17 protein-coding genes are annotated in these 20,829 nt (G+C 56.5%); 9 read left to right on the forward strand and 8 right to left on the reverse strand.

Annotated elements, in window-relative coordinates; genetic code table 11:
* A complete protein-coding gene (locus MYS68_RS31605; RefSeq protein ID WP_248929597.1) occupies nucleotides 1-1,404 on the forward strand; it encodes a YfcC family protein in 1,404 nt (467 codons plus the stop codon).
* A 516-nt stretch (nucleotides 1,405-1,920) separates the two neighbouring features.
* Here MYS68_RS31605 and MYS68_RS31610 read toward each other — a convergent pair.
* Genes MYS68_RS31610 through MYS68_RS31620 form a run of 3 tightly spaced genes read right to left on the reverse strand, consistent with a single transcriptional unit; the run spans nucleotide 1,921 to nucleotide 3,246 of the window.
* The gene (locus MYS68_RS31610; protein WP_248929598.1) at nucleotides 1,921-2,355 is read right to left on the reverse strand and encodes an SRPBCC family protein; all 435 of its coding nucleotides are present in this window, start codon (nucleotides 2,353-2,355) and stop codon (nucleotides 1,921-1,923) included.
* A gap of 43 nt (nucleotides 2,356-2,398) precedes the next feature.
* On the reverse strand, nucleotides 2,399-2,920 hold the full coding sequence (locus MYS68_RS31615; protein ID WP_248929599.1) for an SRPBCC domain-containing protein: 522 nt from the start codon (nucleotides 2,918-2,920) through the stop codon (nucleotides 2,399-2,401).
* Nucleotides 2,917-3,246 carry an ArsR/SmtB family transcription factor gene (locus MYS68_RS31620; protein ID WP_248929600.1) on the reverse strand — a complete coding sequence of 110 codons (330 nt, stop codon included), beginning with the start codon at nucleotides 3,244-3,246 and terminating at the stop codon, nucleotides 2,917-2,919. The genes MYS68_RS31615 and MYS68_RS31620 overlap by 4 nt, the downstream gene beginning before the upstream one ends.
* A gap of 335 nt (nucleotides 3,247-3,581) precedes the next feature.
* Here MYS68_RS31620 and MYS68_RS31625 point away from each other — a divergent pair, with 335 nt between their 5' ends.
* The 6 genes from MYS68_RS31625 (at nucleotide 3,582) to ptsP (ending at nucleotide 9,328) form a co-directional block, all read left to right on the forward strand.
* Entirely contained in the window at nucleotides 3,582-4,367 is a 786-nt protein-coding gene (locus MYS68_RS31625; RefSeq protein ID WP_248929601.1) for a DeoR/GlpR family DNA-binding transcription regulator, read from the forward strand.
* A complete protein-coding gene (pfkB, locus tag MYS68_RS31630) occupies nucleotides 4,364-5,305 on the forward strand; it encodes a 1-phosphofructokinase (protein ID WP_248929602.1) in 942 nt (313 codons plus the stop codon). The genes MYS68_RS31625 and pfkB overlap by 4 nt, the downstream gene beginning before the upstream one ends.
* A 33-nt stretch (nucleotides 5,306-5,338) precedes the next feature.
* Nucleotides 5,339-6,724: a PTS fructose transporter subunit IIC gene (locus tag MYS68_RS31635; RefSeq protein ID WP_248929603.1), complete on the forward strand. Its 1,386-nt coding sequence runs from the start codon at nucleotides 5,339-5,341 to the stop codon at nucleotides 6,722-6,724.
* A gap of 66 nt (nucleotides 6,725-6,790) precedes the next feature.
* Entirely contained in the window at nucleotides 6,791-7,243 is a 453-nt protein-coding gene (locus MYS68_RS31640) for a PTS sugar transporter subunit IIA (RefSeq protein WP_248929604.1), read from the forward strand.
* Between the two features lie 25 nt (nucleotides 7,244-7,268).
* Nucleotides 7,269-7,547 carry an HPr family phosphocarrier protein gene (locus tag MYS68_RS31645; protein ID WP_248929605.1) on the forward strand — a complete coding sequence of 93 codons (279 nt, stop codon included), beginning with the start codon at nucleotides 7,269-7,271 and terminating at the stop codon, nucleotides 7,545-7,547.
* A 47-nt stretch (nucleotides 7,548-7,594) separates the two neighbouring features.
* Entirely contained in the window at nucleotides 7,595-9,328 is a 1,734-nt protein-coding gene (gene ptsP / locus MYS68_RS31650) for a phosphoenolpyruvate--protein phosphotransferase (protein ID WP_248929606.1), read from the forward strand.
* 347 nt (nucleotides 9,329-9,675) lie between these two features.
* Here ptsP and MYS68_RS31655 read toward each other — a convergent pair whose 3' ends face one another.
* The 5 genes from MYS68_RS31655 to MYS68_RS31675 all read right to left on the reverse strand — a co-directional run bounded on the left by MYS68_RS31655 (nucleotide 9,676) and on the right by MYS68_RS31675 (nucleotide 18,709).
* Nucleotides 9,676-11,154: a copper amine oxidase N-terminal domain-containing protein gene (locus MYS68_RS31655; RefSeq protein WP_248929607.1), complete on the reverse strand. Its 1,479-nt coding sequence runs from the start codon at nucleotides 11,152-11,154 to the stop codon at nucleotides 9,676-9,678.
* 96 nt (nucleotides 11,155-11,250) lie between these two features.
* Nucleotides 11,251-13,233: a rhamnogalacturonan lyase family protein gene (locus tag MYS68_RS31660; protein ID WP_248929608.1), complete on the reverse strand. Its 1,983-nt coding sequence runs from the start codon at nucleotides 13,231-13,233 to the stop codon at nucleotides 11,251-11,253.
* A gap of 107 nt (nucleotides 13,234-13,340) precedes the next feature.
* Nucleotides 13,341-14,726, reverse strand: coding sequence for a hypothetical protein (locus tag MYS68_RS31665; protein ID WP_248929609.1), 1,386 nt, complete (start codon nucleotides 14,724-14,726; stop codon nucleotides 13,341-13,343).
* Nucleotides 14,727-14,839: 113 nt separating this feature from the next.
* Nucleotides 14,840-16,378 (reverse strand): extracellular solute-binding protein, encoded by a 1,539-nt coding sequence (locus tag MYS68_RS31670; protein WP_248929610.1) that lies wholly within the window; start codon nucleotides 16,376-16,378, stop codon nucleotides 14,840-14,842.
* 180 nt (nucleotides 16,379-16,558) lie between these two features.
* Nucleotides 16,559-18,709: a helix-turn-helix domain-containing protein gene (locus tag MYS68_RS31675; protein ID WP_248929611.1), complete on the reverse strand. Its 2,151-nt coding sequence runs from the start codon at nucleotides 18,707-18,709 to the stop codon at nucleotides 16,559-16,561.
* A gap of 228 nt (nucleotides 18,710-18,937) precedes the next feature.
* On the opposite strand from MYS68_RS31675, the gene MYS68_RS31680 reads away from it, so the two are divergent.
* Nucleotides 18,938-19,900, forward strand: coding sequence for an ABC transporter permease (locus MYS68_RS31680; RefSeq protein WP_248929612.1), 963 nt, complete (start codon nucleotides 18,938-18,940; stop codon nucleotides 19,898-19,900).
* 20 nt (nucleotides 19,901-19,920) lie between these two features.
* Nucleotides 19,921-20,781 carry a carbohydrate ABC transporter permease gene (locus MYS68_RS31685; protein ID WP_248929613.1) on the forward strand — a complete coding sequence of 287 codons (861 nt, stop codon included), beginning with the start codon at nucleotides 19,921-19,923 and terminating at the stop codon, nucleotides 20,779-20,781.
* Nucleotides 20,782-20,829: the final 48 nt, after the last annotated feature.

A 20,829-nucleotide genomic window follows, 5' to 3' on the forward strand; every position in this document is an offset into this window, starting at 1 on the left:
ATGGCAACATCAGGTTCACGCAAACGGTTTAAAATGCCTCATACGTTCGTCATTCTGGTTATTTTGATTTTTGTGGCGGCAGCGCTGACCTATGCCGTCCCGGCCGGCAAGTTCGACCGCGTTAAAGATAAAGCGACAGGCAAATCGCTGCTGGTTACCGGCTCCTATCATCATGTCGATCCGAGCCCGGTGCAGCCGGTCGAAATTCCGAAATCGATCGTTCATGGGCTGATCGATTCGGCCGATGTGGTCTTTTTTATCTTCATTATCGGCGGGGCGTTTCAAATCATTTCGTCCACCGGCACGATTGAAGCGGTGACTGCGAGGGTGGCCAAAACGTTCGCTAACAAAGGGAAGTGGGTTATTCCGGTCTTCCTCACCTTGTTCTCGGTCGGCGGCTTCACGATGGGGATGTCGACCGAGGTGATGGTGTTCGTGCCGATCGGCATCGCCATCGCCCGGGCGCTCGGCTTCGACGCCTTGACGGGAACGGCGATGATTTCCCTGGGGGCCTCCTGCGGCTTCACGGCGGGTATCCTGAATCCGTTTAACGTCGGTCTGGCGCAGGCAATCGCTCAAGTACCTATGTTCTCGGGAGCATGGCTGCGAATCATTTTACTTGTCTGTTTGATTACGGTGACAAGCCTGTACTTGGTCCGATATGCCGGCAGGGTGAGAAAAGACCCGGCTCAAGGACTCGTGTACGATCTGGAGCAGTCCGCCGTAACGGAAAAAGTCGACTTCTCCAAGCTGCCGACGATGCAGCTGAAGCACTACCTCACCATTGCGGCGATTGTAATCGGATTTGCGCTGCTCATTTGGGGCGTTTCCAAAAAAGGCTGGTGGATGGAGGAGCTCGGCGCTCTTTTCCTCACGATGGGCGTCATCTCCGGCTTCTGTGCCGGCTTCGGGCCGAGCCGGATCGCAAGCGAATTCGTAAAAGGCGCAAGCTCCATTACGTACGGCGCGTTTATCATCGGGATCGCCAGAGGGATCATGGTCGTGCTCGATCACGGCAATGTCATCGATACGATCGTGAACGGCCTCGCTGCGCTCGTAGGCGAGCTGCCGGGCTCGGTGCAGGTGCTGGGGATGTACGTCTTCCAGAACGTGATGAACGTGTTCATCACATCGGGCACAGGCATGGCGGTCACGACGATGCCGATCATGGTGCCGCTGTCCGATCTGCTCGGTGTTACGCGGCAGACCTCCGTGCTGGCCTTCCAGCTCGGTGACGGCATCTCGAACATGATTTTGCCGACCTCTTCGGCTTTGATGGGAAGCTTGGCGGTGTCGGGGATCACTTACCAGAAGTGGGTCCGCTTCTTCTGGCCGCTCATGCTGATGTGGCTGGCGATCGGCGCCGTGTTCGTCATCGTGGCCAATATCATCAAATATGCTTAAGCGTTGAAGTACCCGATAGCTTAATGGGCCGCCCGGTTCTCATCCGCGGCGGCTTCTGCGTAACAGCTTTTGTTTCCGTTAGAGCTCAGCGTGCATTGGACCTACTGACCGGGGGCTTTCGCCCAATGTTGTCAGGTTAAGTCCAAACAGCTTGCTGCGTCTATCCCGGGTCATAAAGGAACTGCAGTGCGCTATAATGGCCATTTAGACGGATTCGCCAAGAATAAAGGAACTCGGATGCGTTATTTTCCTGTTTTTCCAGCCATCAAGCGATATTCCGTTTATTAACGCATCTCAGTTCCTCTATTTTCCGGATGTGCTTATTTTCCCGAGAATAGCGAATGTGAGTTCCTCTATGTTTGGTGATCGCCTGCTATGTTGAACCGCAAAAAAAATCCGCGCTGAATCAGCACGGATGTGGACTCATTATAACGGGTATCCCTTAGGATCCGGTTATATCCGTTTTTTAAACTAAATCCGGGGCTTTCAATCCGAAACGTGCCGAGGTGCTTACAGTTACTTGACCAGCGCCGCCCTCAGGCCGGTAATGCCGAACTCCAGATAACCTTTTAAACAGGTTAACATGTAGACCCAGCCTTCTTTGTTGCCTACCAATTGATCGATCAGATCGGGATCGTTTTCGTTAAATCCTTCTTCGTTGATTTCAACGATGGTGCCCGAGTCCTCCGATTCTGTCAGCTTAATCGTCACAACATGCACGGCCTCCCCGTACCCCCACCGGAAAACGATTTTCCTGCTTGGCTCGATCTCCACAATGTCGATATCGCCCTGGGCGCCATACTCGTCATAACGGAGTGTAATCGTTTTGCCCGCCTCCCATCGTTCGGAACTGGATGAAAACCAGAAACCGCCGATTTTGGCCGGGTCAACGAAAGCTTCAAATACTTCTCCGGCGGGCCGGAGTATTTTCATTTTCGTAAGGTTGTTCACGATACATTCCCTCTTTCGTCCGGGTAGAGTTGCTTATCAGGCTTCAGGGCAATTGAATCCCCAGGATTTCCGCATATCGCTTATGCAGCTCCGGCCAACCGAAATTCATCGCGTTATGCCCCACCATGGAAGGCATCTGCTTGCCGGCCAGCGTACCCGCAAGGCCGTCGAGGCAAAGGTGCCATCCCGCCGCATAAGACGGTGCCTGCTGGCGGTCCGCGAAACGATGGCGCAAAGTCAGGATAGTCTTCTCTCCATCGCGGCTCAGTTCCCAGCGCAAAATATCGTCGCCCCACTTGAAGACGAGCAGGTGCGGGGCATTCGCTTCCAGGACATACCCCGGCACCTCTTCCGCCTCAGGCATGTCGATATGCGCCAGCTGTACCGCTCCGGGAACGGTCAAATCCCTGTCCGTCGTAAAAGGCCCCCAGCTCGGAATTTGCTCCGCCTGGGTGAGCGCATCCCATACTTCCTCGCAAGGATGCTCCAAGGTCCGGACAAGCACAAGCACCCATTCGTCTCCGTCCCGGTCCAGCCGGGGATTTTCAAAAACGTGTGAATTCATTGTTGGGCTTCCTCCCGTAATTTTTTTCTTCGGTCCAAATGCTCCGCCAGCTTGTCTACGTGCCGATTCCATGTCATCCGGTAAGCGCTGAGCCATTCGTCGATCTCCGCGAGCGGACCGGCATCCAGAGAGTAGATGCGGCGCTGCGCCTCGACTTTGACCCGGACAAGGCCGCTGGCGCGGAGCGTGCGCAGATGCTTGGAGATCAAGGGCTGCGACATTCCCAGGTCGCTGACCAGCTCGGTGACGCTGGAATCGGACTTAAGCAGCCTGTCCAGGATGCGCCTGCGGGAAGGCTCGGCAATAACGGCATAGGTGTCTAACAAGGCGATCGCCCTCCTTTTACGTCACACCAATTATAAACGCAGGGTTATATAACTGTCAATTCATATTATGGTTTCCCGGCACACTCGGATCAAACAGGCGCTGACTCGACAATAACAGGGTTCCGAAGCGTTTTGGAGGAGATACTAAGCGACAAATCGCTGGCGGCTGCTGCTTGTGACGGTATTTGCTCATATGTGACTGATTTCCATAAATTTTTCAATTGGAAAGCGCTTTACAATCCATTAACAATCACATATAATCATAAATGAGAATAAACGATCACGTAAGTGGTCTCATATAAGCATGAAATCGGGTGGAAACAGGAGGGATCCCCATGCTGTTTGAGGAAGAACGCCAGCAGAAGATCGCCGATTACGTTCAGTCGAAAGAAAGAGCTTCCGTACAGGAACTGGCTCAGCTTTTTGGAGTGTCCGAATCGACGGTTCGCCGGGATCTGAAGATTTTGGAGGAAGCGAACCAGCTGCGGCGCACACACGGAGGAGCGGTAGCGTTATTAAGCGATAACTCGGAACCTTCTTTCGTGGAAAAAGAAGATAGATACCGCGCACAGAAGGAGGCGATTGCCAAGGAAGCCGCGGCCCTGATCCAGGAAGGCGATACGCTCGTGCTCGATTCGGGAACGACGACTTATTATTTGGCAAAACAGCTGAAAGCATTCAAGCAGCTCACGGTGGTCACCAATTCGGTGATGGTCGCTCAAGAGCTTGCCGCGCAGAAAGGCATCGATCTGGTGCTGACCGGCGGGACACTGCGACATGAGACACTGGCTATGGTCGGGCCATTAACCGAGAAAGCGCTGGAATCGGTCTTTGTCGATAAAGCGTTCGTCGCCATTAACGGCATCGACCCGGCGATCGGGCTGACTACGCCCAACATGCTGGAGGCTTCGGCGAAGAAATGCATTTACCGCTGCGCCAAGCAGGTGATTTTGCTTGCGGATCACAGCAAGTTCGGCCGGGTTTCCTTTGCGAAGGTGGCCGATTTGTCCGACATCGATCACTGCATCACGGATGACGGCATTTCGGACAGCGCGCTGAAAGTGCTGGAGGAAGCGGGCATCGAGGTCTCGGTGGCCGGCAGCGGAGGGGCTAGACCATGAACTCTTCCGTCTTGACGATTACGCTCAACCCTGCTTTGGATAAAACCGTGACGGTGGAGGATTTTACGCCGGGCGGACTGAACCGGATCAAGGACTGGAGAACAGATGCCGGAGGCAAAGGAATCAATGTCGCCAAAGTGCTGAAGCATTTTGCCGTCGATGTCGTCTCGGGCGGGCTTACCGCAGGCCATCAAGGCAAAGTGATTGCGGATAAGCTAAACGCGCTGGGCATCCCTTACACGTTCATCGAAACGGAAGGGGAGACCCGGACGAATTTGAAAATATACGACGAGGGTACCAAGGTAACGACCGAGCTTAACGAATCCGGCTTTACGGCGGACGCGAAAGCGTTAAACGAGTTTATTGCCGCTTTCAAAACGGCGGTAAGGGAAGTTCCTCTGGTCGTATTGGGAGGCAGCTTGCCGCCCGGCGCACCGGCCGATTTTTACAAAACGCTGATCGGGATAGCCAATGAGGCGGGGGCACGCACCGTGCTCGATGCCGACGGCGAGCCGTTCGTACAGGGCATCGAAGCGGTGCCGTATGCGGTGAAGCCGAACATTCACGAGCTGGAGGCGCTGTTCGGCGAAACGTTTCTCACGGACGAGGAGATCGTGGCTGCAGCGCGAAGGCTAACGGATAAAGGCATCGCCTATGTCATCGTATCGCTTGGCGGCGAAGGCTCGATTCTTGTCAGCGCCAACGAAGCGATACGCGCCAAGCCGTTCCCGATTTCGCCGAAAAGCACCGTAGGCGCCGGCGATTCGATGGTAGCCGCGCTGATCTACTGTTTGCTGCACGGCATGACGCCGGAGGACATCGCCAGATGGACATCGGCGGCAGGAACGGTGACGGCTTCCAAGCCGGGAACCGAGGTTTGCACGCTGTCCGAGGTGAAGGCGAACCTGGGCGGCGTGGAGATATGGTCTTTGGGATAACGGGAAATACAAAATGACTGCAGGAGGCAAACTATGAAACAGATTCTAGCCGTGACAGCTTGTCCCACCGGCGTGGCGCATACGTATATGGCTGCTGAATCGCTGGCCAAGGCGGCCAAAGAGAAGCAAATTCCGATTAAAGTGGAAACGCGCGGCGCGGTCGGCGTAGAAAATGAACTGACCGAACAAGAAATCGCCGAAGCTCACGCTATTATTATAGCGGCGGATACCGACGTACTGGAAAACCGTTTCGCCGGCAAACCTGTCGTGAAGGTGCCGGTAGCCCAGGCGATCAAAAATCCGGCGGGATTGCTCGAGGAAGCGCTGAGCAAGCAGGCTGCCGCTCCATCGGACGATCTGCTGAAGCAGGTCGAGCAAGCCAAGAAGCAGCGCAGCGCCACGCGCTCGGGCCCTTACAAGCACTTGATGACCGGCGTATCCAACATGCTGCCGCTCGTCGTAGCCGGCGGTCTCTTGATCGCATTGTCTTTTGTCTTCGGCATCGAGGCGTTTAAGCAGCAAGGCACACTCGCTGCTGCGTTGATGGACATCGGCGGCGGCGCGGCTTTCGCCTTGATGGTGCCGATTTTGGCCGGATTTATCGCCTTCTCGATCGCAGAGAAGCCGGGGCTTGCGCCAGGGCTTGTCGGCGGCATGCTCGCTTCGAAAATCGGCGCGGGTTTCCTCGGCGGCATCATCGCCGGCTTTCTGGCCGGTTACGTTGCAAAATGGCTGAAGGACTACATCAAGCTGCCGCGGAATTTGGAAGGCCTTAAGCCGATTTTGCTCATACCGCTCATTGCCACCGGGGTAACGGGACTATTAATGATCTATGTCATAGGGGAACCGGTTAAGGCGATTATGGACGGATTGACCGTTTGGCTGAAAACGCTCGGTTCGACGAACGCCGTGCTGCTCGGCATTTTGCTCGGCGCGATGATGGCGTTCGATATGGGCGGCCCTGTCAATAAAGCGGCCTATACGTTCGCCGTCGGCTTGCTGGCGAGCGACGTGTACGGACCGATGGCGGCCGTGATGGCGGCAGGCATGACGCCTCCGCTCGGCGTTTGGCTGGCTACTTTGCTCGCGCCGAAGAAGTACACGAAAGAGGAGCGCGATGCCGGCAAAGCGGCATCCGTTCTCGGCATCGCGTTTATTACCGAAGGCGTCATCCCGTTTGCGGCCGCCGACCCGTTCCGCGTCATTCCGGCGACCGTAGCCGGCTCTGCACTGACCGGCGCGCTGTCCATGGTATTCGGCGCAACGCTTCGCGCCCCGCACGGCGGCATTTTCGTACTGCCGATTCCGAACGCGGTAGGCCACCTCGGGATGTACGCTGTCTCAATCATCGCGGGAACCGTCGTTACGGCGATCGTGCTGAACATTTTGAAAAAACCGGTCGCAGCTGTACAAGAATAAACCATTTCACATTTTTAGGGGAAGCCGGGGACGGCTTTCCCCCTTTACTTGAGGAGGAGCTTAGCCATGAACATTCAAGGACTTCTGCATGAACAAAGCATTATGATACCGCTGGACGCATCGGATAAAGAAAGCTGCATCCGCGCGATGATCGACGGACTCGAGAAAGCCGGCTGCATCGGCGACAAAGCCGCGTATTTGGATGCGGTTCTGAAGCGCGAGCAAACCGGATCGACGGGGATCGGCTTCGGGGTAGCGATTCCCCACGGCAAATCCGCCGGCGTCACGAAGCCGGGCCTCGCGTTCGCCAAGCTGGCGAAGCCGCTTGACTGGCAGTCGCTCGACGGGAATCCGGTATCGATCGTCTTTATGATCGCGGTGCCGGAGGCGGCTGCGGGCAACGAGCATTTGCAAATTTTGATCGCCTTGTCCCGCAAGCTGATCGACGAGCAGTTCCGCGAAAGCCTGCTCAGCGTAACCGAGCCGCAGCAATTGACCGCTATTTTGCAAAACATTTAACATTTAATCAGGAGATGAATTTACCATGTTAACTAAAGACGTAACGATCCGGAACGAGTCCGGTTTCCATATTCGCCCGGCCCAGCTGTTTACCGAGAAAGCCGCTTCTTTTCAGTCCGACGTGAAGGTGATCGTGCACAAAGACGCGGACAATACGGAAGTGGACGGCAAAAGCATTTTGGGGCTGATGACGCTCGGGCTGGAAAAAGGCTCGGTCATCACCATCGCTACGGAAGGCTCCGATGCGGAGGCGGCGCTGGATGCGCTGACGTCCCTGGTGGAGAGCGGCTTCGGGGAAGCCTGATTCAAGGCAAGGCGCCTCCGGCGCTTAAAGGGATAGGAGGAGCAACTATGGAGGAGAAACAGCTGCAAGGGCTCGGGGTGTCGGCGGGGATCCGGATAGGGAAAGCCTTCGTATACGCGCCGGTCCGATTGACGGATATAGAGAAGAAGAAAACCGACGATCCCACCCGCGAAATCGAGCGGCTCCGGCAGGCGAAAGCCCGCTGCCAGGAAGAGCTGCAGGCTTTGATTGAGCGTGCCGTGAGCACACTGGGGGAGGAAAAGGCGGTCATCCTGAAAGGGCAGATCAGCTTTTTGCAGGACCCGACCTTCTTTCCGCCGATGGAGAAATTGATCGAAAAAGACGGATGGACGGCGGAAACGGCGGTTCATCAAATTGTGACGCAGATCGCCGGGCTTTTCGAAGGCATGGCTAACGAATATATGAGGGAGCGGGCGGCGGACGTCCGCGATGTGGGGAACCGGCTGTTTGCGCAGCTGTCCGAACGTAAAGGGACCGAGCTTTCCGACATCCGGGAACAGGTCATTCTCGTCGCCGACGATTTGACGCCTTCCGATACGGTGCAGCTCGATAAAAACAAGGTGCTCGGCTTCGTCACACGCATCGGGGGAAAAACATCTCATACCGCGATTCTCGCAAACTCCTTGGGGATTGCAGCTGTGCTCGGTTTGGGCGACGCGGTGGATGCGATCCGGCATGGCGACGAGATCGTGATCGACGGTACGACAGGACGCTGCTTCGTGAACCCTTCCGAGGGGACGAAAGCTTCGTATTTGCAGCAGCTGGAGCGGGAAGAAGCGGAGCGGGTCGAGCTGGCGGCGTACGCTGCTCGCGAAGCGGTCACGAAGGACGGCTTCCGCGTCGAGCTGGCGGCGAACATCGGCACGGTGGAAGAAGCTCAGGGATTGCTGGAGCTTGGTGCCGAAGGCATTGGCTTGTATCGGACGGAGTTTCTGTTCATGGGACAGTCGAGCATGCCGGACGAGGAGACTCAATTTGCCGCTTATCGAGCGGTCGCTGAGGCGGTGCAGGGCAAACCGGTCGTCATTCGCACGCTGGACATCGGCGGGGACAAGGAGCTGCCGTATCTCGAGCTGCCGAAGGAAATGAATCCGTTCCTCGGGTATCGGGCGATTCGGCTTTGTTTGGACCGCAAGGAGCTGCTGCTTACCCAGCTTCGGGCGATTTTGCGGGCGAGCGTATACGGCACCGTCAAAATCATGTTCCCGATGATCTCGGGCATGGACGAATGGCGGCAAGCCCACAGCCTGTACGAAGAAGCGCGGGAGCAGCTTCGCGCGGAAGGGAAGGCGGTCGCCGAGACGATCGAGCTCGGCATCATGATCGAGATTCCGTCCGCGGCGCTGATGGCGCCGAGCTTCGCGAAGGAAGTCGACTTTTTCAGCATCGGCACGAACGATCTCGTGCAGTACACGGTCGCGGTCGACCGGATGAACGAGAAGGTCGCGCATCTGTACGACTACTTCCATCCGGCGGTCATTCGTTTGATCAAAACGGTCATCGATGCGTCGAACAAATACGGCATATGGACCGGCATGTGCGGCAGCATGGCGGGCGATCCGCTGGCAGCGCCGCTGCTGCTCGGCCTCGGGCTGCACGAGTGGAGCATGTCCGCGTCTTCGCTGACCAGGGTGAAGAAGGTCGTGACGGACATGAAGCGCAGCGAATGCGTCGCTTTGGCCGAACGCATCCTCGAGATGGATACGGCCGCGGAGGTTCGGCAGGCGTTGGAGGCGTTTCGCCGGCCGGTTTCGGTGTGAGCGGCATAGTGTGAAAAATACCGTCAGAAGCGCGTTGCGGCGCTTTTGACGGTATTTTTTGTGCGGTGCCGCTTGCGACCGAGAGACGGAAAAACCGCCTCTCAGCGCCGCCGGAGTGTCGGGCCGGAGCCTGAGAGCGGGTAAAACCGGCTAACAGACCGGCGGCAGTCCGCGCAGGCGGCGGGTCGGCAGCTGAGAGGCGGAAGAACCGCCTCTCAGCGGTGCCGGAGTGTCGGGCCGGAGCCTGAGAGCGGGTAAAACCGGCTGACAGACCGGCGGCAGTCCGCGCAGGCGGCGGGTCGGCAGCCGAGAGGCGGAAAAACCGCCTATTAGCAGCGATCATTCGTCTATTTGAATAATATGCTCTTCACTCGCCCGTTCGAACGGTTTACTTCAAGCCAATCGATAGTCGCGGTATGCTCGTCATTCTTGCCGTTGCGGACAAGCTCATAAATATGAATGGTAACGCTATCGGCATCGGAGTGATCGACCTCAGTCCGAAATATGGATCCGATGTTATTTTGATCGCGAAAATTTTCGGAAATAGAAGTTGTATTCTCAGAACCGGTAACTACGTAAAAAGCTTCGGCATCGGTCAGACGAAACTGTTCGGGATCGCCTGCAGTCCGGTCGCCATCATCGAATTTTTGCATTTGCAGCCCGGTGAATCGGTCGGCGTATTCTTTATTCAAGAGCTCATAAATCAATTCCTCGCTCCCGGAAAAAGCTTCAAGCTTTTTGCCGAGATCATGTTTGGTATACCCCGTTATTTCTCCTAGAGGTTCAAAGCTTTGCGAAGACGTATCATAGATTGCCAGATTTTCGCTGATGATTTTCGAGCGATTGATACTGCTGCGAGACCGAACGAGCAGCGCATCCTGCGTCCCGCCTATATGGTAAGTGTATACATCGGTAAAACCGTGCCGGTACGAATCGGGGATTTGCAAATCGGTATAAAGTTTTGTCAGAAATGGAGCATCGTCAATTCCTGAATTTTGCAGATAAAATGTCCCTTTGGGTTCAGCGTTATATCCGCCAAAGCCGTCACCCGGGTAATCGATGGTTATGGAGTTTTCAGTAAAAGCCATAGTAAGCTTGCTGTATTCCGGATTGGAGAAAATAAACGCCTTGCCGTCGAAGGTGAAGTCGGAGTCGAGCTCGCCCAGACTGTGGCTAAACCCATGTACGACCGAAACGTGCAGATGATAACGGCTGTTCTCCAATTTGCTCACTTCGGCCGTGCCGAAGTTTAACGGATTGGTCCAGGGATACGCAAATGTGCCGGTCAGGACCGTATCGGCCGCGGATTTTGACGAAGCCGGCGGACTTACGCCCTCGGGCTGCGTCGAAATCCGAACCGTTCTCGTATCCGCCGACCATTCGACCTTTGCGCCAAGAGATTCTGCGATAAAACGAACGGGCACCAAAGTACTGCCGTTAAGATTTACAGGCGGAGCATCGAGTAAGATCTGCTCGCTGTTGCGGGTTGCCGTATTGGACCCTATTGTCAACGAAATGAGATTCAGACCTTTGCTTGCAGTTACAGTCGAGGTATTTCCGTCCCATTCGACCTTCGCTCCCAGCTCCTCGAATATGCTTCGAAACGGGACGAGCGTACTGCCGTTCGCGGTGACAGGCGGCTGCTCGAGCGCCAAATTATGGCCGTTTACTTGTATGGAAATGACTTCGGCGGAAGAAGCCGGTGGCGAGCGAAATTCCGTCCGGCTGGTTGCGTAGTCTTCCGCCGATACCCGGGGCGCGGCACATCCGGCAGAACATATAGTTAGCGCAATCGCCAGCTTCAAAGCGGCTGCTTTCATCTTCATGACGCTGGTATCTCCTTAAAATTTTAATATCTTCGATGTATCAAAATTTTAGTCGATGTCGCCAGTTGCATGACTCTCATCCTTTCCAAATAAATATCACCCCCGCGGGTAGTTGAATTCCCCGCGATAATTCGAAGCGTTATAATGCGGATATTTATCCGGCCTAGCCACAGGCTGCACCTCAGCGGGGCGGTCCTGCGTGTAGATGTACATGCGCTGCGGGTCCCACAGCACGATTTCGTCGCGGCCGTCGCCGGTCAGGTCGAGCACCTCCGCACACAGGTCGGGGTGGCCGTCCTCCGGGAACGTGACGACGCGCCGCCCGTGGCCGTCGATCAGGCCACCGTGCTGCGTATTGCCGTTCAGCAGCACGAGATCGCGGCCGTCGCCGGTCCAGTTGACCGGCGTGATCAGGTTGCCGTTGCACGTCGGCTCGAACTGGTGCAGCAGCCGGCCGGTGCCGTCGAAGAAATAGACGATGCCCTGCTCGCCCCAGAACGTCGACACGCACAGCTCCAGCCCCTCGAGTTCCGGCCGGTAGTTGCCGACGCTGACGCGCTGGGCGTGGCCGATCATGTGCTTGTGCACGAGCTTGCCGTCCAGATCGGCGATCATAAACCCTTCTTCGCCGGAGGCGATGGCGATCAGCGGGTCCGGGCGCGACGGGTCCCAGCGGCCGATTAAAATCTCGTCGGTATGGTCGGTTTCCACCGGCAGCGTCCAGAGCAAGCGGCCATCGTGATCGACGAGATGGTAGCCGATGAACATCTCCTCTTTGCCGTCGCCGTCCACATCCGCCGTATAGGGGAAATGCCCGGTGATTCCCTCGTGAAAAGACCAGAGCAACCTAAGCTCGTTATCGTACACCCAGACGCGGCTGTACCGGTCTTTGATCAAGATGTCGCTGGGTGCCGGTTTGCCGGAAAAATTGCAAATCCGGATCGCATCGACATTGATCCGGTCGAACGCGTACTCGCGGAACGGCACGCTGTACAGCGGCTCGGGCGACGACGAGGAAAGCGGCGTCGGCACCGACTTTTTCACCTCGCCGGTGCGGCCGTCCAAAATCATCAGTTTGAAGTTGCGCGCCACGACCACTTCGTCATAACCGTCGCCGTCGACATCGCACACTTGAAACGGCAGGTCGGCCGAGAGCAGCGCATGGTCGGCAAGCGTGCTAGGCTCGCCGAGCTGCCACAGCACGTCGCCGTCCATCGTGATGGCGGTCAGGCAGCTGATGTGGGCATAAGCGTCCTTATGGCCGCGCTTCTGGTGCTGGGCGAGCACGATCTGCAGCTCGCTGCCGCCGGTCAGATGGCCGAAGCGGATTTGCCGCGCCGTGCCGAAATTTTTCAGGTCGATCGACTTCCACAGGCGAGGCTGCGGATACTCGCCGCGCTGCTGCGCCAGCTCCAACGCAGCGGTGCGAACCAAGGCGATCCACTGCGCATGCTGCTCCTCGGTCATCGTCACGCGGACATCGGCATATTGGGCGGGCATACGCGAAGACAGGCCGATTTTGCCGTGAGAATAAGAGGAGTCCTCTACCTGAAGGAACTCAGCGCCATCCACGGAAGCGCGGATGAAGGGGCCGTCGCAAACAACCTTTAAACGATAATAGGTGTCGCAATCGTACGGGAATCGTACGGAGGCGAGCTCGGCTACGACCGTTTGATCGCGCTTCAGCAGCACGAGTTTCCCGCCTTCGAAGCCGAGAAAATAATACCGCCGCCCGTGCTGGTAGCGAAACAGGATGCCTGTGTGCGAGCGCGTCGACAGCGGACGGACCGTCGCCTCCAGCGTATAGTCGCGCCAGCTGTCGTCGCCTTTGACGAGCAGCGGCCAATGGGCGGTAATCGCCGCCTGCGGGCGCGTCTGCTCCATATATTTGACGCCGGCGTCCTCCGTAATAATCCAGGTCGGTCCCATCCAGCCGTAGTAGACGACAGGATCGTACCAGCCGCCGTGATGGCCTTCGGACGGGTAATAATGATATTCGCCGATGGCGGAATGCTTCGGATCGTAAGGGAAAGGTCCGATCGAAAACTGGCTGAAATTGTCCTGCATGACGGGAATCATGTGCGCTTCTCCTCCAATGGTCGATGAAATGGAAAAACGAGGAGGTGATCGATCGGCGGAAGGCCATAACGAGCACTCCCCTGTGATCAACCACCCCGTGAAAAAATTTACAATCCGGCCACGATATACAAATTATACCCTATCGCATACAGCCGCTGGCAAGCTTTGTAATACGGATGGCTGTACCGGGCCAGCGCTTCCGCCGAATCCTCGGCATTCCGATCCGCCCACATCGTCACCGTGCCGTCCGGACGGAACGAAAGGATTTGCTCGCCCGGCAGGTCGAGCAGCTTCGACGCCATGGCGACGGTGCCGCCGACATTGCCGAAGGAGACGCCGCGGCGGTCGAACACCTCGCCGTCCCCGGCCGGCATCCCGCGCACGAGCTCGTGATAGCCGTCGCCGTTCAGATCGACGGGAATCGTCCTATACACGCTGAACGGGAGCGTGTAGGTCTTTCCGGTGGCGGCGTCATACACGAACTCGTCCATGTTTTGATGGAACCGTCCGTCGGGCCCGCACGTCTTCGCGCCGATGCGGATCGCCATCGTCACGTGGCTCCGGTCGTCCTGCAGCCGGGCCGCCCAGCCGATGTCCATATGCCCGTGGTCGACATCACCCCAGAGCCGCTGCCCCTGATCGTCGAACATGACGACGCGCGGCGTGGCCGCCGGGTCGGATTCGCGAACCGTGAAAATCGACCACTTCCCCGTGCGGCTGTCCAAAATCGGCTGGATCACGTCGGAGTGCCCGCTGTAGACGTCGCGGTCGGCGCAAAACAGCTCCTTGCCCGTATCCAGCTCGATGCACCGCTCGCCCCACAGCAGCTCGTCGACGCCGTCGCCGTTCAAATCGATGACCGGCGTAATATGGCTGCCGCGGGCTCCAGGATCGTCCTTCGCGATGTTCCGCTCCCAGCGCGGCGTCATGTCCGGCTTCCAGCCCTGCAGCCGCATGCTCCAATACGTGCCCTGCGCGGTGACGAGCACCGGCTCTCCGTGCGCGTAACCGCCCATAATGAAATGGCGGAACGTGCAGCTGAGCGGCTCTTCCTTGCCGCCGTCGTGCGGCCACGGCCACTGGCCGGTCGTCTCGCCCGTGCGCGCATCAAGCCGCTCCAGCCGGTAAAACGGCAGCGCAAACGGGTGCTGCTCGTTCAAATTGTTGACGTACCAAATTTCGTCGATGCCGTCCCCGTCCAGATCAAATGCATACACCGGGCAAAACCAAATGCCGGGGACTACCGTACGGCCCAGCTCGCGTTTCCACAGGATTTCGCCGGCGGCGGTGAACAGGGCCATTTTCAGCGTATCCGTCGGGTAAAAGAACATGTTCACCGAAGGATCGACGTCAAAATCGGCGGCATACACCGCCAGAAACGTACGCTCGCTGCCTCCCGTCCGTACTGGAATCGCCCGCAGCTGCCCGAGCTTTTGCCCGAGCGAAAGCTCCATCACTTTCTCCAATTGAATCGATCGAACCGAATTTCCCATAAGACGTGCCTCCTTAGTGTGAACGGAGACTGCCGACGGTTAGAACCGGGCAGTCTTGGTACATGCGCACGGACATCCCGGCCCGGAGCGGAATGGGCAGTCTCCAGTCGCCATCACTTCACGATATTTTTTCCTTCCGCGTTGTACCAATTGGTCCAGAACTGAATCGCTTTCTCTCCGCCGGCGGACATGTAGCGGCTGACGTAGTCGTCCCACGTCTTGTCCACATCGGCATTGCCGAGAATCGCTTTGGTCGTGTATTCGCTCGTGATCTTGCTGAGGTTAAAGCCGGCCAGTTCCGGATAATACGGCAGCGCTGCGCGCAGCACGTCGGGTTTGCCGATTTTCGCCGCAAGTTCGAGATTGTCCACGGCTTCCTTCGGATAGACAACGCCGATATATTTTTTGACGTCGTCGGTAAGCTGTCCCGTGCGGGCCAGCGAGAACGACCAGTGGATCGGTGCGAGCTGCTGGGCGAGTTCGATTTTACCGCCGCTTTCCTTGTAGTTGAAATCCGGAACGCCGAGGAACGAAAACTTCATCCCTTCCGGTGAGACGGCCCAATCAAGAAACTTCATCAGCTGATCGATGTTTTTCGTCGTCTTCGGAATCGCTACATAATGCCGGTTGAGGCTTGGATACGAGAAAAAGGCGGGTTTGCCGTCCGGCTGCGTCGGGACCGGGAGCGCGATGTACTGGCTCATGACCTCCTTCGGTATTTCCAGCCCGGACGGATAATGCCAGAAGCCGGAGATGACGCCGTATTTGAGCGATTTGAACTTTTGCTGAAAAATCGGCGAGGTGACGGTCGGAAACTCCGGATCGAGAATTTTATCGCTGACCAGCTTGTTCATGAATTTCAAAAACGCCTTGTACTCCGGAGTAATCTCGGGCGGCGTCACTTTGCCGTCGCGAATCGAGTAAGCCTCCGCATTAAACGCGGCTTTGAACGTGCGCGCGCCGTTGTCGACGTTGTTTGTCGTCAGCAGGCCGAACGTGTCGTTTTTCCCGTTGCCGTCGGGATCGTTGAAGGTGAACGCTTTCATGACGTTGTAAAAATCGTCGATCGTCTTCGGAATCGGCAAATTCAGCTTGTCGAGCCATACCTTGTTCACGTACACCACCTGGCTGAGACCGTCCGGACGGCTGTACGGGAACGCGAACACCTTGCCTTTCTCGGTTACCGGCAGCCAGGAGTCGGGCGGCATCACCTTCTTGATGTTCGGGTATTTCGCCGTGTCGTTAATGTACGGAGTCAGGTCGGCAAGCAGATCGTCCTTGGCGTATTTCATGATCAAATCGCGGTCGCTGACGGCAAATGCATCCGGGTAGCTGCCGGAAGCCATCAGCACGTTCAGTCTGTCGATATAACCGGCGGTGCCGGGCGAATCGAGCACGACCTCGACTCCGGTTTTTTCCTTCAAATAACGGATGTACTCGTTGTCCGTCAACGACATGCCCTTCGGGTCGACGTTGTAATCGAACATGACCTTGAACTTCGCCGGTGCGGCGCTTTTTCCCGAATTGCCTGCGCCTGCGCCCGAACCGCTGCCGCCGCCGGACGTGGAGCCCCCGCTGCAGCCGGCCAAAACCGTTACGGCGGCCGCAGTGACGACAGTAAGCGACTTCAGCGTTCGATAGCCCCTTTTCATATGGCGTTCCTCCTTTAGTAGGTAAGCTGTGGCCAGCCGCCGCCGGACATCTTCTGCGAAGCCGTGCCGATCAAGCGGGCGGTTACGTCCATTGTGGCTGGGGAGGCCGCTTCAGGCAATTTATAAAATTTCCGTTCATGTAAAAACTTTTGAAAAACGCGGTGTTCATTTTTTTGTACATTACCGTTTGGCGAGCAGTTTGCTGCGGTATTCGCTGGGCGTGAACAGGTGCAGCTTCTTGAAGTTGCGAATGAACGAATGGACCGTATCGTAGCCGCACATTTCGGACACCGTCTTGATCGCGAGATTCGGATCTTCCAGCAGCTGCAGCGCCTTTTTGATGCGCAGCTGGTTTAAGTGTTCGACGAAGCCGTGTCCGAGCTCGTGTTTCATCAGCGTGCTGATATAAGAAGAGTTGACGCCCAAGGATTCTGAAATCGTGGTCAGCGAAATCGGCTTGTCGTAGTGGGCTTCGATGTAATCGAGAATGAGCTGGACGGTTTTATTTTGCGATTGCCGGGTCATCGCGATATGGGAGGCGACTTTTCCCGCCGCCTGAACGACAAAGTCCGTTTTGTCCTGCACAAACTCGCGGCTGTACATGTTCATAAATACGTCTTCCTGCAAAATATCCGCGATCTCGAGCCGATGCTCCAGCGTCACCTTGACGATGCCGTACAGCACGTTGGAGAAAAAGGCGTTCACCCGGTCGAGCGAAAAACGCTCCTCGCCCAGCATCCCTTGCAGCATCGAGCGAAGCTGCGTCTCGAATTCAGCTTGCTTGCCGTCTTTGACGAGATTGCACAGCTTGTCGATGTCGGAGCTGCGATACATCAGCTCGTCGGATTTTTGGGCGGCGATATCGGTGTAGCGGATGATGCTGCGTTTGCCGAAAATCGCCTTGAAGCCGAGCGCCTGCAGCGCTTCATGATAGCCGGCGTGCGCGCTGCCGAGGCCGTCGTGAATGCGGCTGATGCCGGCGCAAACGGTCAGCCCGCAGTTGTCTTCGATTTCCTTTTGCAAATAGACGATCGTCTCCGTAAGCCGCTGCTGCAGCGAGCTCTCGTCCGTATCCGCCGGCACCGACAGGAGGATGGCGATTTTCTCCAGCTCCGCTTTCGCGGGATAACACGGGTAGGCGGTCATAAACGTCCACTTGATCGCGTTATAAATCGTTTTGTCCATGAAGAAACGCTCGTCCTGCTTCATGCTCAGCAAATAATTGTAGAAGTTGTCGATCTGGAACACGACGACCGCCCACCGGTCGGCGGGGAAGCGGAAGGCGAGTTCGGCGGCTTTGTCGCGCAAGTCGGCTTCCTTCAGCTTGCCGGTCAGCACGTTTAAGGTGAAGTGGTGCCGCAGCTCCTCGAGATTGTTGTTGTAATGCGTTTCGAACCGGCGGATCGGCTGAAAATAAACCCGCCGCACAAGCGCGTAAATCGCCGCCGCCATCGCGGCGAGCAGGACGGCGAGCGCGATCAGCGCGGTTTGGCGCATCCGCCATGCGGCGCTCAGCTCGATCATCGGCGTGACGGAGATGAGCTGCCATTCCCCGCCGGAGGGGCCGGAGGCGAGCACGTACTGGCCGTTTACGGCCGGTGGCTTGCCCGCGCCCGCGGGTGCGGCCGCCTTCGGCAGCTGCTCCGGCTGCACCGCGCCCAGCTTCACCTCGGTGCCTTGGCGGGTCGTTAGCACGCGACCGTCCTCGCCGAGCAGCATCATGCCGTAATTCGCCTCGGGCGTGGCGGCGAACAGCTTTCGTTCGTCGATGTTGATCGCCACGAGCCCGTTGTTATTGCCAAGCGGCCCGACGAACGTAAGAATATCCTTTTTGTTGCCGTAGCCGGCTTTTTCCGGACGTTTGCCGACCCAATGGCCGTTTTTTTCATTAAAGTCGGTAAAGAGCTCCTTGTCGGGGAACTCTTCCAATGAAGTAAACTCATGGTTCGTGGCGAGCACCGTGCCGCTGCCTTTGCTGTAAATGTAAACGGAGAGCACAAGCGGATTGCTGTTGATAATTTTCAGCGAATTCGCCTGAATTTCACCGAGCATTGCCATATTGGAGACGGTCGGTTTCGGCTGAACGAGCCATTCCCGCAGCGTGTAATCCAGAGTCAGCTGAAAGTAGACGGAGTTAATCTGCTTCTCCAGCATCATGGAGATCGAGGACAAGCCGTCGTGCGTCTGCCGGAACGACTCCGTGAACCGCTCTGACGTGTCGGATTGCGTTTTGAGCAGATGGACGGCAAACGCCAGCGCCGCAATAAACAAAAAAATCAACATCGTCAGCACGAGGTTTGCGATCGAAAGACGGTTTCTCCAGAGCTTCAATCTTGTTTCCCCCCTGCAATTATCGTCGCATTCCGCCCGGAAGCCGCGGTAAGCGCTCTCAAGGCCATTATAAACATTTTGTACATGTCCGTTAAGGTATATTTCTTTGGTCCAAAAAATGAAAAGCGCGCAGTCAAAAATATGTACACGATCCGGGATAATGTAAATTTCCGGCGGCGGGGGCGTCTCCTATAATTAGTCTCAACATCCGCAGGGGAGGCGAACATTTTGGAATCGACGACGAATTTGCAAAGCGCCGCTGGGCAGCGGGTGCGCCGGAAGTCTCTTGCGGCCGCGTGGTCTGCGGCAGGCAAGCACAAATATTTGTACGCGCTGCTGCTTCCGGGCATCGTGTGGTATTTCATCTTCCGGTATTTGCCGATGTACGGCGTGATCATTGCGTTTAAGGACTATAATTTTTCCAAAGGGATTTGGGGCAGTCCGTGGGTCGGGCTGAAGCATTTCGAGTTTCTGTTTCGCAATCAGGATTTCTTCCTCATCGTCCGCAATACGCTGTTGATCAACCTGTACGAGCTGATCTTTGCGTTTCCGGTGCCGGTCATCTTGGCGCTGCTGCTTAACGAAATGAAAAACGTGCTGTTCAAGCGTTCGATTCAAACCGTCATCTATTTCCCACATTTCCTGTCGTGGGTTGTTTTCGGCGGCATCGTCATCCAGCTGCTGTCTCCGAACGAAGGGCTCGTGAACAACGTGCTTCGCTATTTCGGGATGGAGCCGGTGTTTTTCATGAGCAAATCCGAATATTTTCGGCCGATCGTCGTGATCTCCTCGATTCTGAAGGAATCGGGCTGGGGAGCGATCATCTATTTGGCTGCGCTCAGCTCGATCGATCCGGAGCAGTACGAGGCCGCGACGATCGATGGTGCGAACCGCTGGCACAAGCTTGCTTACATTACGCTGCCGGGGATCAGCAATACGGTGGTCATCATGATGATCCTCAAAGTCGGCTACCTGCTCGATGTCGGCTTCGAGCAAATCTACATCCTGTACAACCCGTCGGTGTACGACGTGGGGGATGTGCTCAGCACGTACATTTACCGGATCGGCCTGCAGAGCGCGCAGTTCAGCGTGACCGCAGCGATCGGCCTGTTCCAGTCGGTCATCGGCTTCTTCCTGATCTGGAGCACAAACCGTCTGGCCAAAAAATTCAGCGAAGTTTCGCTGTGGTAACCGAAAGGAGCGACTGACGCATGTCCGTGAAACTATCCGCCAACGTCTGGATCGGCGCGCTGCTGGTCATGTTTGCGATACTGACCTTTCTGCCTTTCTATTACGTGATGCTCGCTTCCGTCAGCGACTCGAACCTGATCCGTGAAGGCGAGCTGATGCTTTGGCCGAAGGGCTTTAACCTGAAAGCGTACGGGCTTATTTTCGATAATGCGCAGTTTTTGCATTCGTTTGCGGTGACCGTGACGCGCACCGTGCTGGGCCTCGCGGTCAACCTGCTGCTGCAGCTGACGATCGCGTATGCACTGTCCCGCACCTACCTGCCCGGCCGCAAAATGTTCATGATCTACATCATCATCACGATGATGTTTAACGGCGGCATCGTGCCGACGTTCCTTATCGTCAAGGGGACGGGGCTGATCGATACGATATGGGCGCTCGTCATTCCGTCGGCGATCAGCACGTGGAACGTCATTTTGCTGCGTACCTTTTTCGAAAATGTACCTTCCAGCCTGGAGGAATCGGCAAAAATGGATGGGGCAAACGACATCGCCATTTTCATAAAAATTTTCCTGCCTCTGTCGCTGCCGGCGATCATGACGATCGGGCTGTTCGTGGCGGTGCATCATTGGAATGCCTTTATGGATGCGGTGATCTATACGAATTCGGCCGATTTGAAGGTGCTGCAGCTGTTTTTGCGGGATATGGTGATCAAGATGGAGATGGCTGCGCTGATGGGCGATATGTCGGCGATGAGCGAGGTATCGTCGCTATCGATCCGCACGGCATCGATTTTCCTGGCGTCGCTGCCGATTTTGGCGGTGTATCCGTTTATTCAGCGGTTTTTCGTGAAGGGCATGATGGTGGGGGCGGTCAAGGGGTAAGAATATGAAGGGGCGGTGCCGCTGGGCGCCGCTTTTCTGTTCCATATT

Origin of the sequence: Paenibacillus hamazuiensis, from assembly GCF_023276405.1 — a bacterium.
GTDB lineage: Bacteria > Bacillota > Bacilli > Paenibacillales > NBRC-103111 > Paenibacillus_AF > Paenibacillus_AF hamazuiensis.

What these genes read in the sequence shown, in the direction of transcription:
- MYS68_RS31605 (WP_248929597.1), top strand. Translation starts at nt 1, where the DNA reads ATGGCAACATCAGGTTCACGCAAACGGTTTAAAATGCCTCATACGTTC.
- MYS68_RS31615 (WP_248929599.1), bottom strand. Translation starts at nt 2,920, where the DNA reads ATGAATTCACACGTTTTTGAAAATCCCCGGCTGGACCGGGACGGAGAC.
- MYS68_RS31625 (WP_248929601.1), top strand. Translation starts at nt 3,582, where the DNA reads ATGCTGTTTGAGGAAGAACGCCAGCAGAAGATCGCCGATTACGTTCAG.
- pfkB (WP_248929602.1), top strand. Translation starts at nt 4,364, where the DNA reads ATGAACTCTTCCGTCTTGACGATTACGCTCAACCCTGCTTTGGATAAA.
- MYS68_RS31635 (WP_248929603.1), top strand. Translation starts at nt 5,339, where the DNA reads ATGAAACAGATTCTAGCCGTGACAGCTTGTCCCACCGGCGTGGCGCAT.
- MYS68_RS31640 (WP_248929604.1), top strand. Translation starts at nt 6,791, where the DNA reads ATGAACATTCAAGGACTTCTGCATGAACAAAGCATTATGATACCGCTG.
- MYS68_RS31645 (WP_248929605.1), top strand. Translation starts at nt 7,269, where the DNA reads ATGTTAACTAAAGACGTAACGATCCGGAACGAGTCCGGTTTCCATATT.
- ptsP (WP_248929606.1), top strand. Translation starts at nt 7,595, where the DNA reads ATGGAGGAGAAACAGCTGCAAGGGCTCGGGGTGTCGGCGGGGATCCGG.
- MYS68_RS31655 (WP_248929607.1), bottom strand. Translation starts at nt 11,154, where the DNA reads ATGAAGATGAAAGCAGCCGCTTTGAAGCTGGCGATTGCGCTAACTATA.
- MYS68_RS31660 (WP_248929608.1), bottom strand. Translation starts at nt 13,233, where the DNA reads ATGATTCCCGTCATGCAGGACAATTTCAGCCAGTTTTCGATCGGACCT.
- MYS68_RS31665 (WP_248929609.1), bottom strand. Translation starts at nt 14,726, where the DNA reads ATGGGAAATTCGGTTCGATCGATTCAATTGGAGAAAGTGATGGAGCTT.
- MYS68_RS31670 (WP_248929610.1), bottom strand. Translation starts at nt 16,378, where the DNA reads ATGAAAAGGGGCTATCGAACGCTGAAGTCGCTTACTGTCGTCACTGCG.
- MYS68_RS31685 (WP_248929613.1), top strand. Translation starts at nt 19,921, where the DNA reads ATGTCCGTGAAACTATCCGCCAACGTCTGGATCGGCGCGCTGCTGGTC.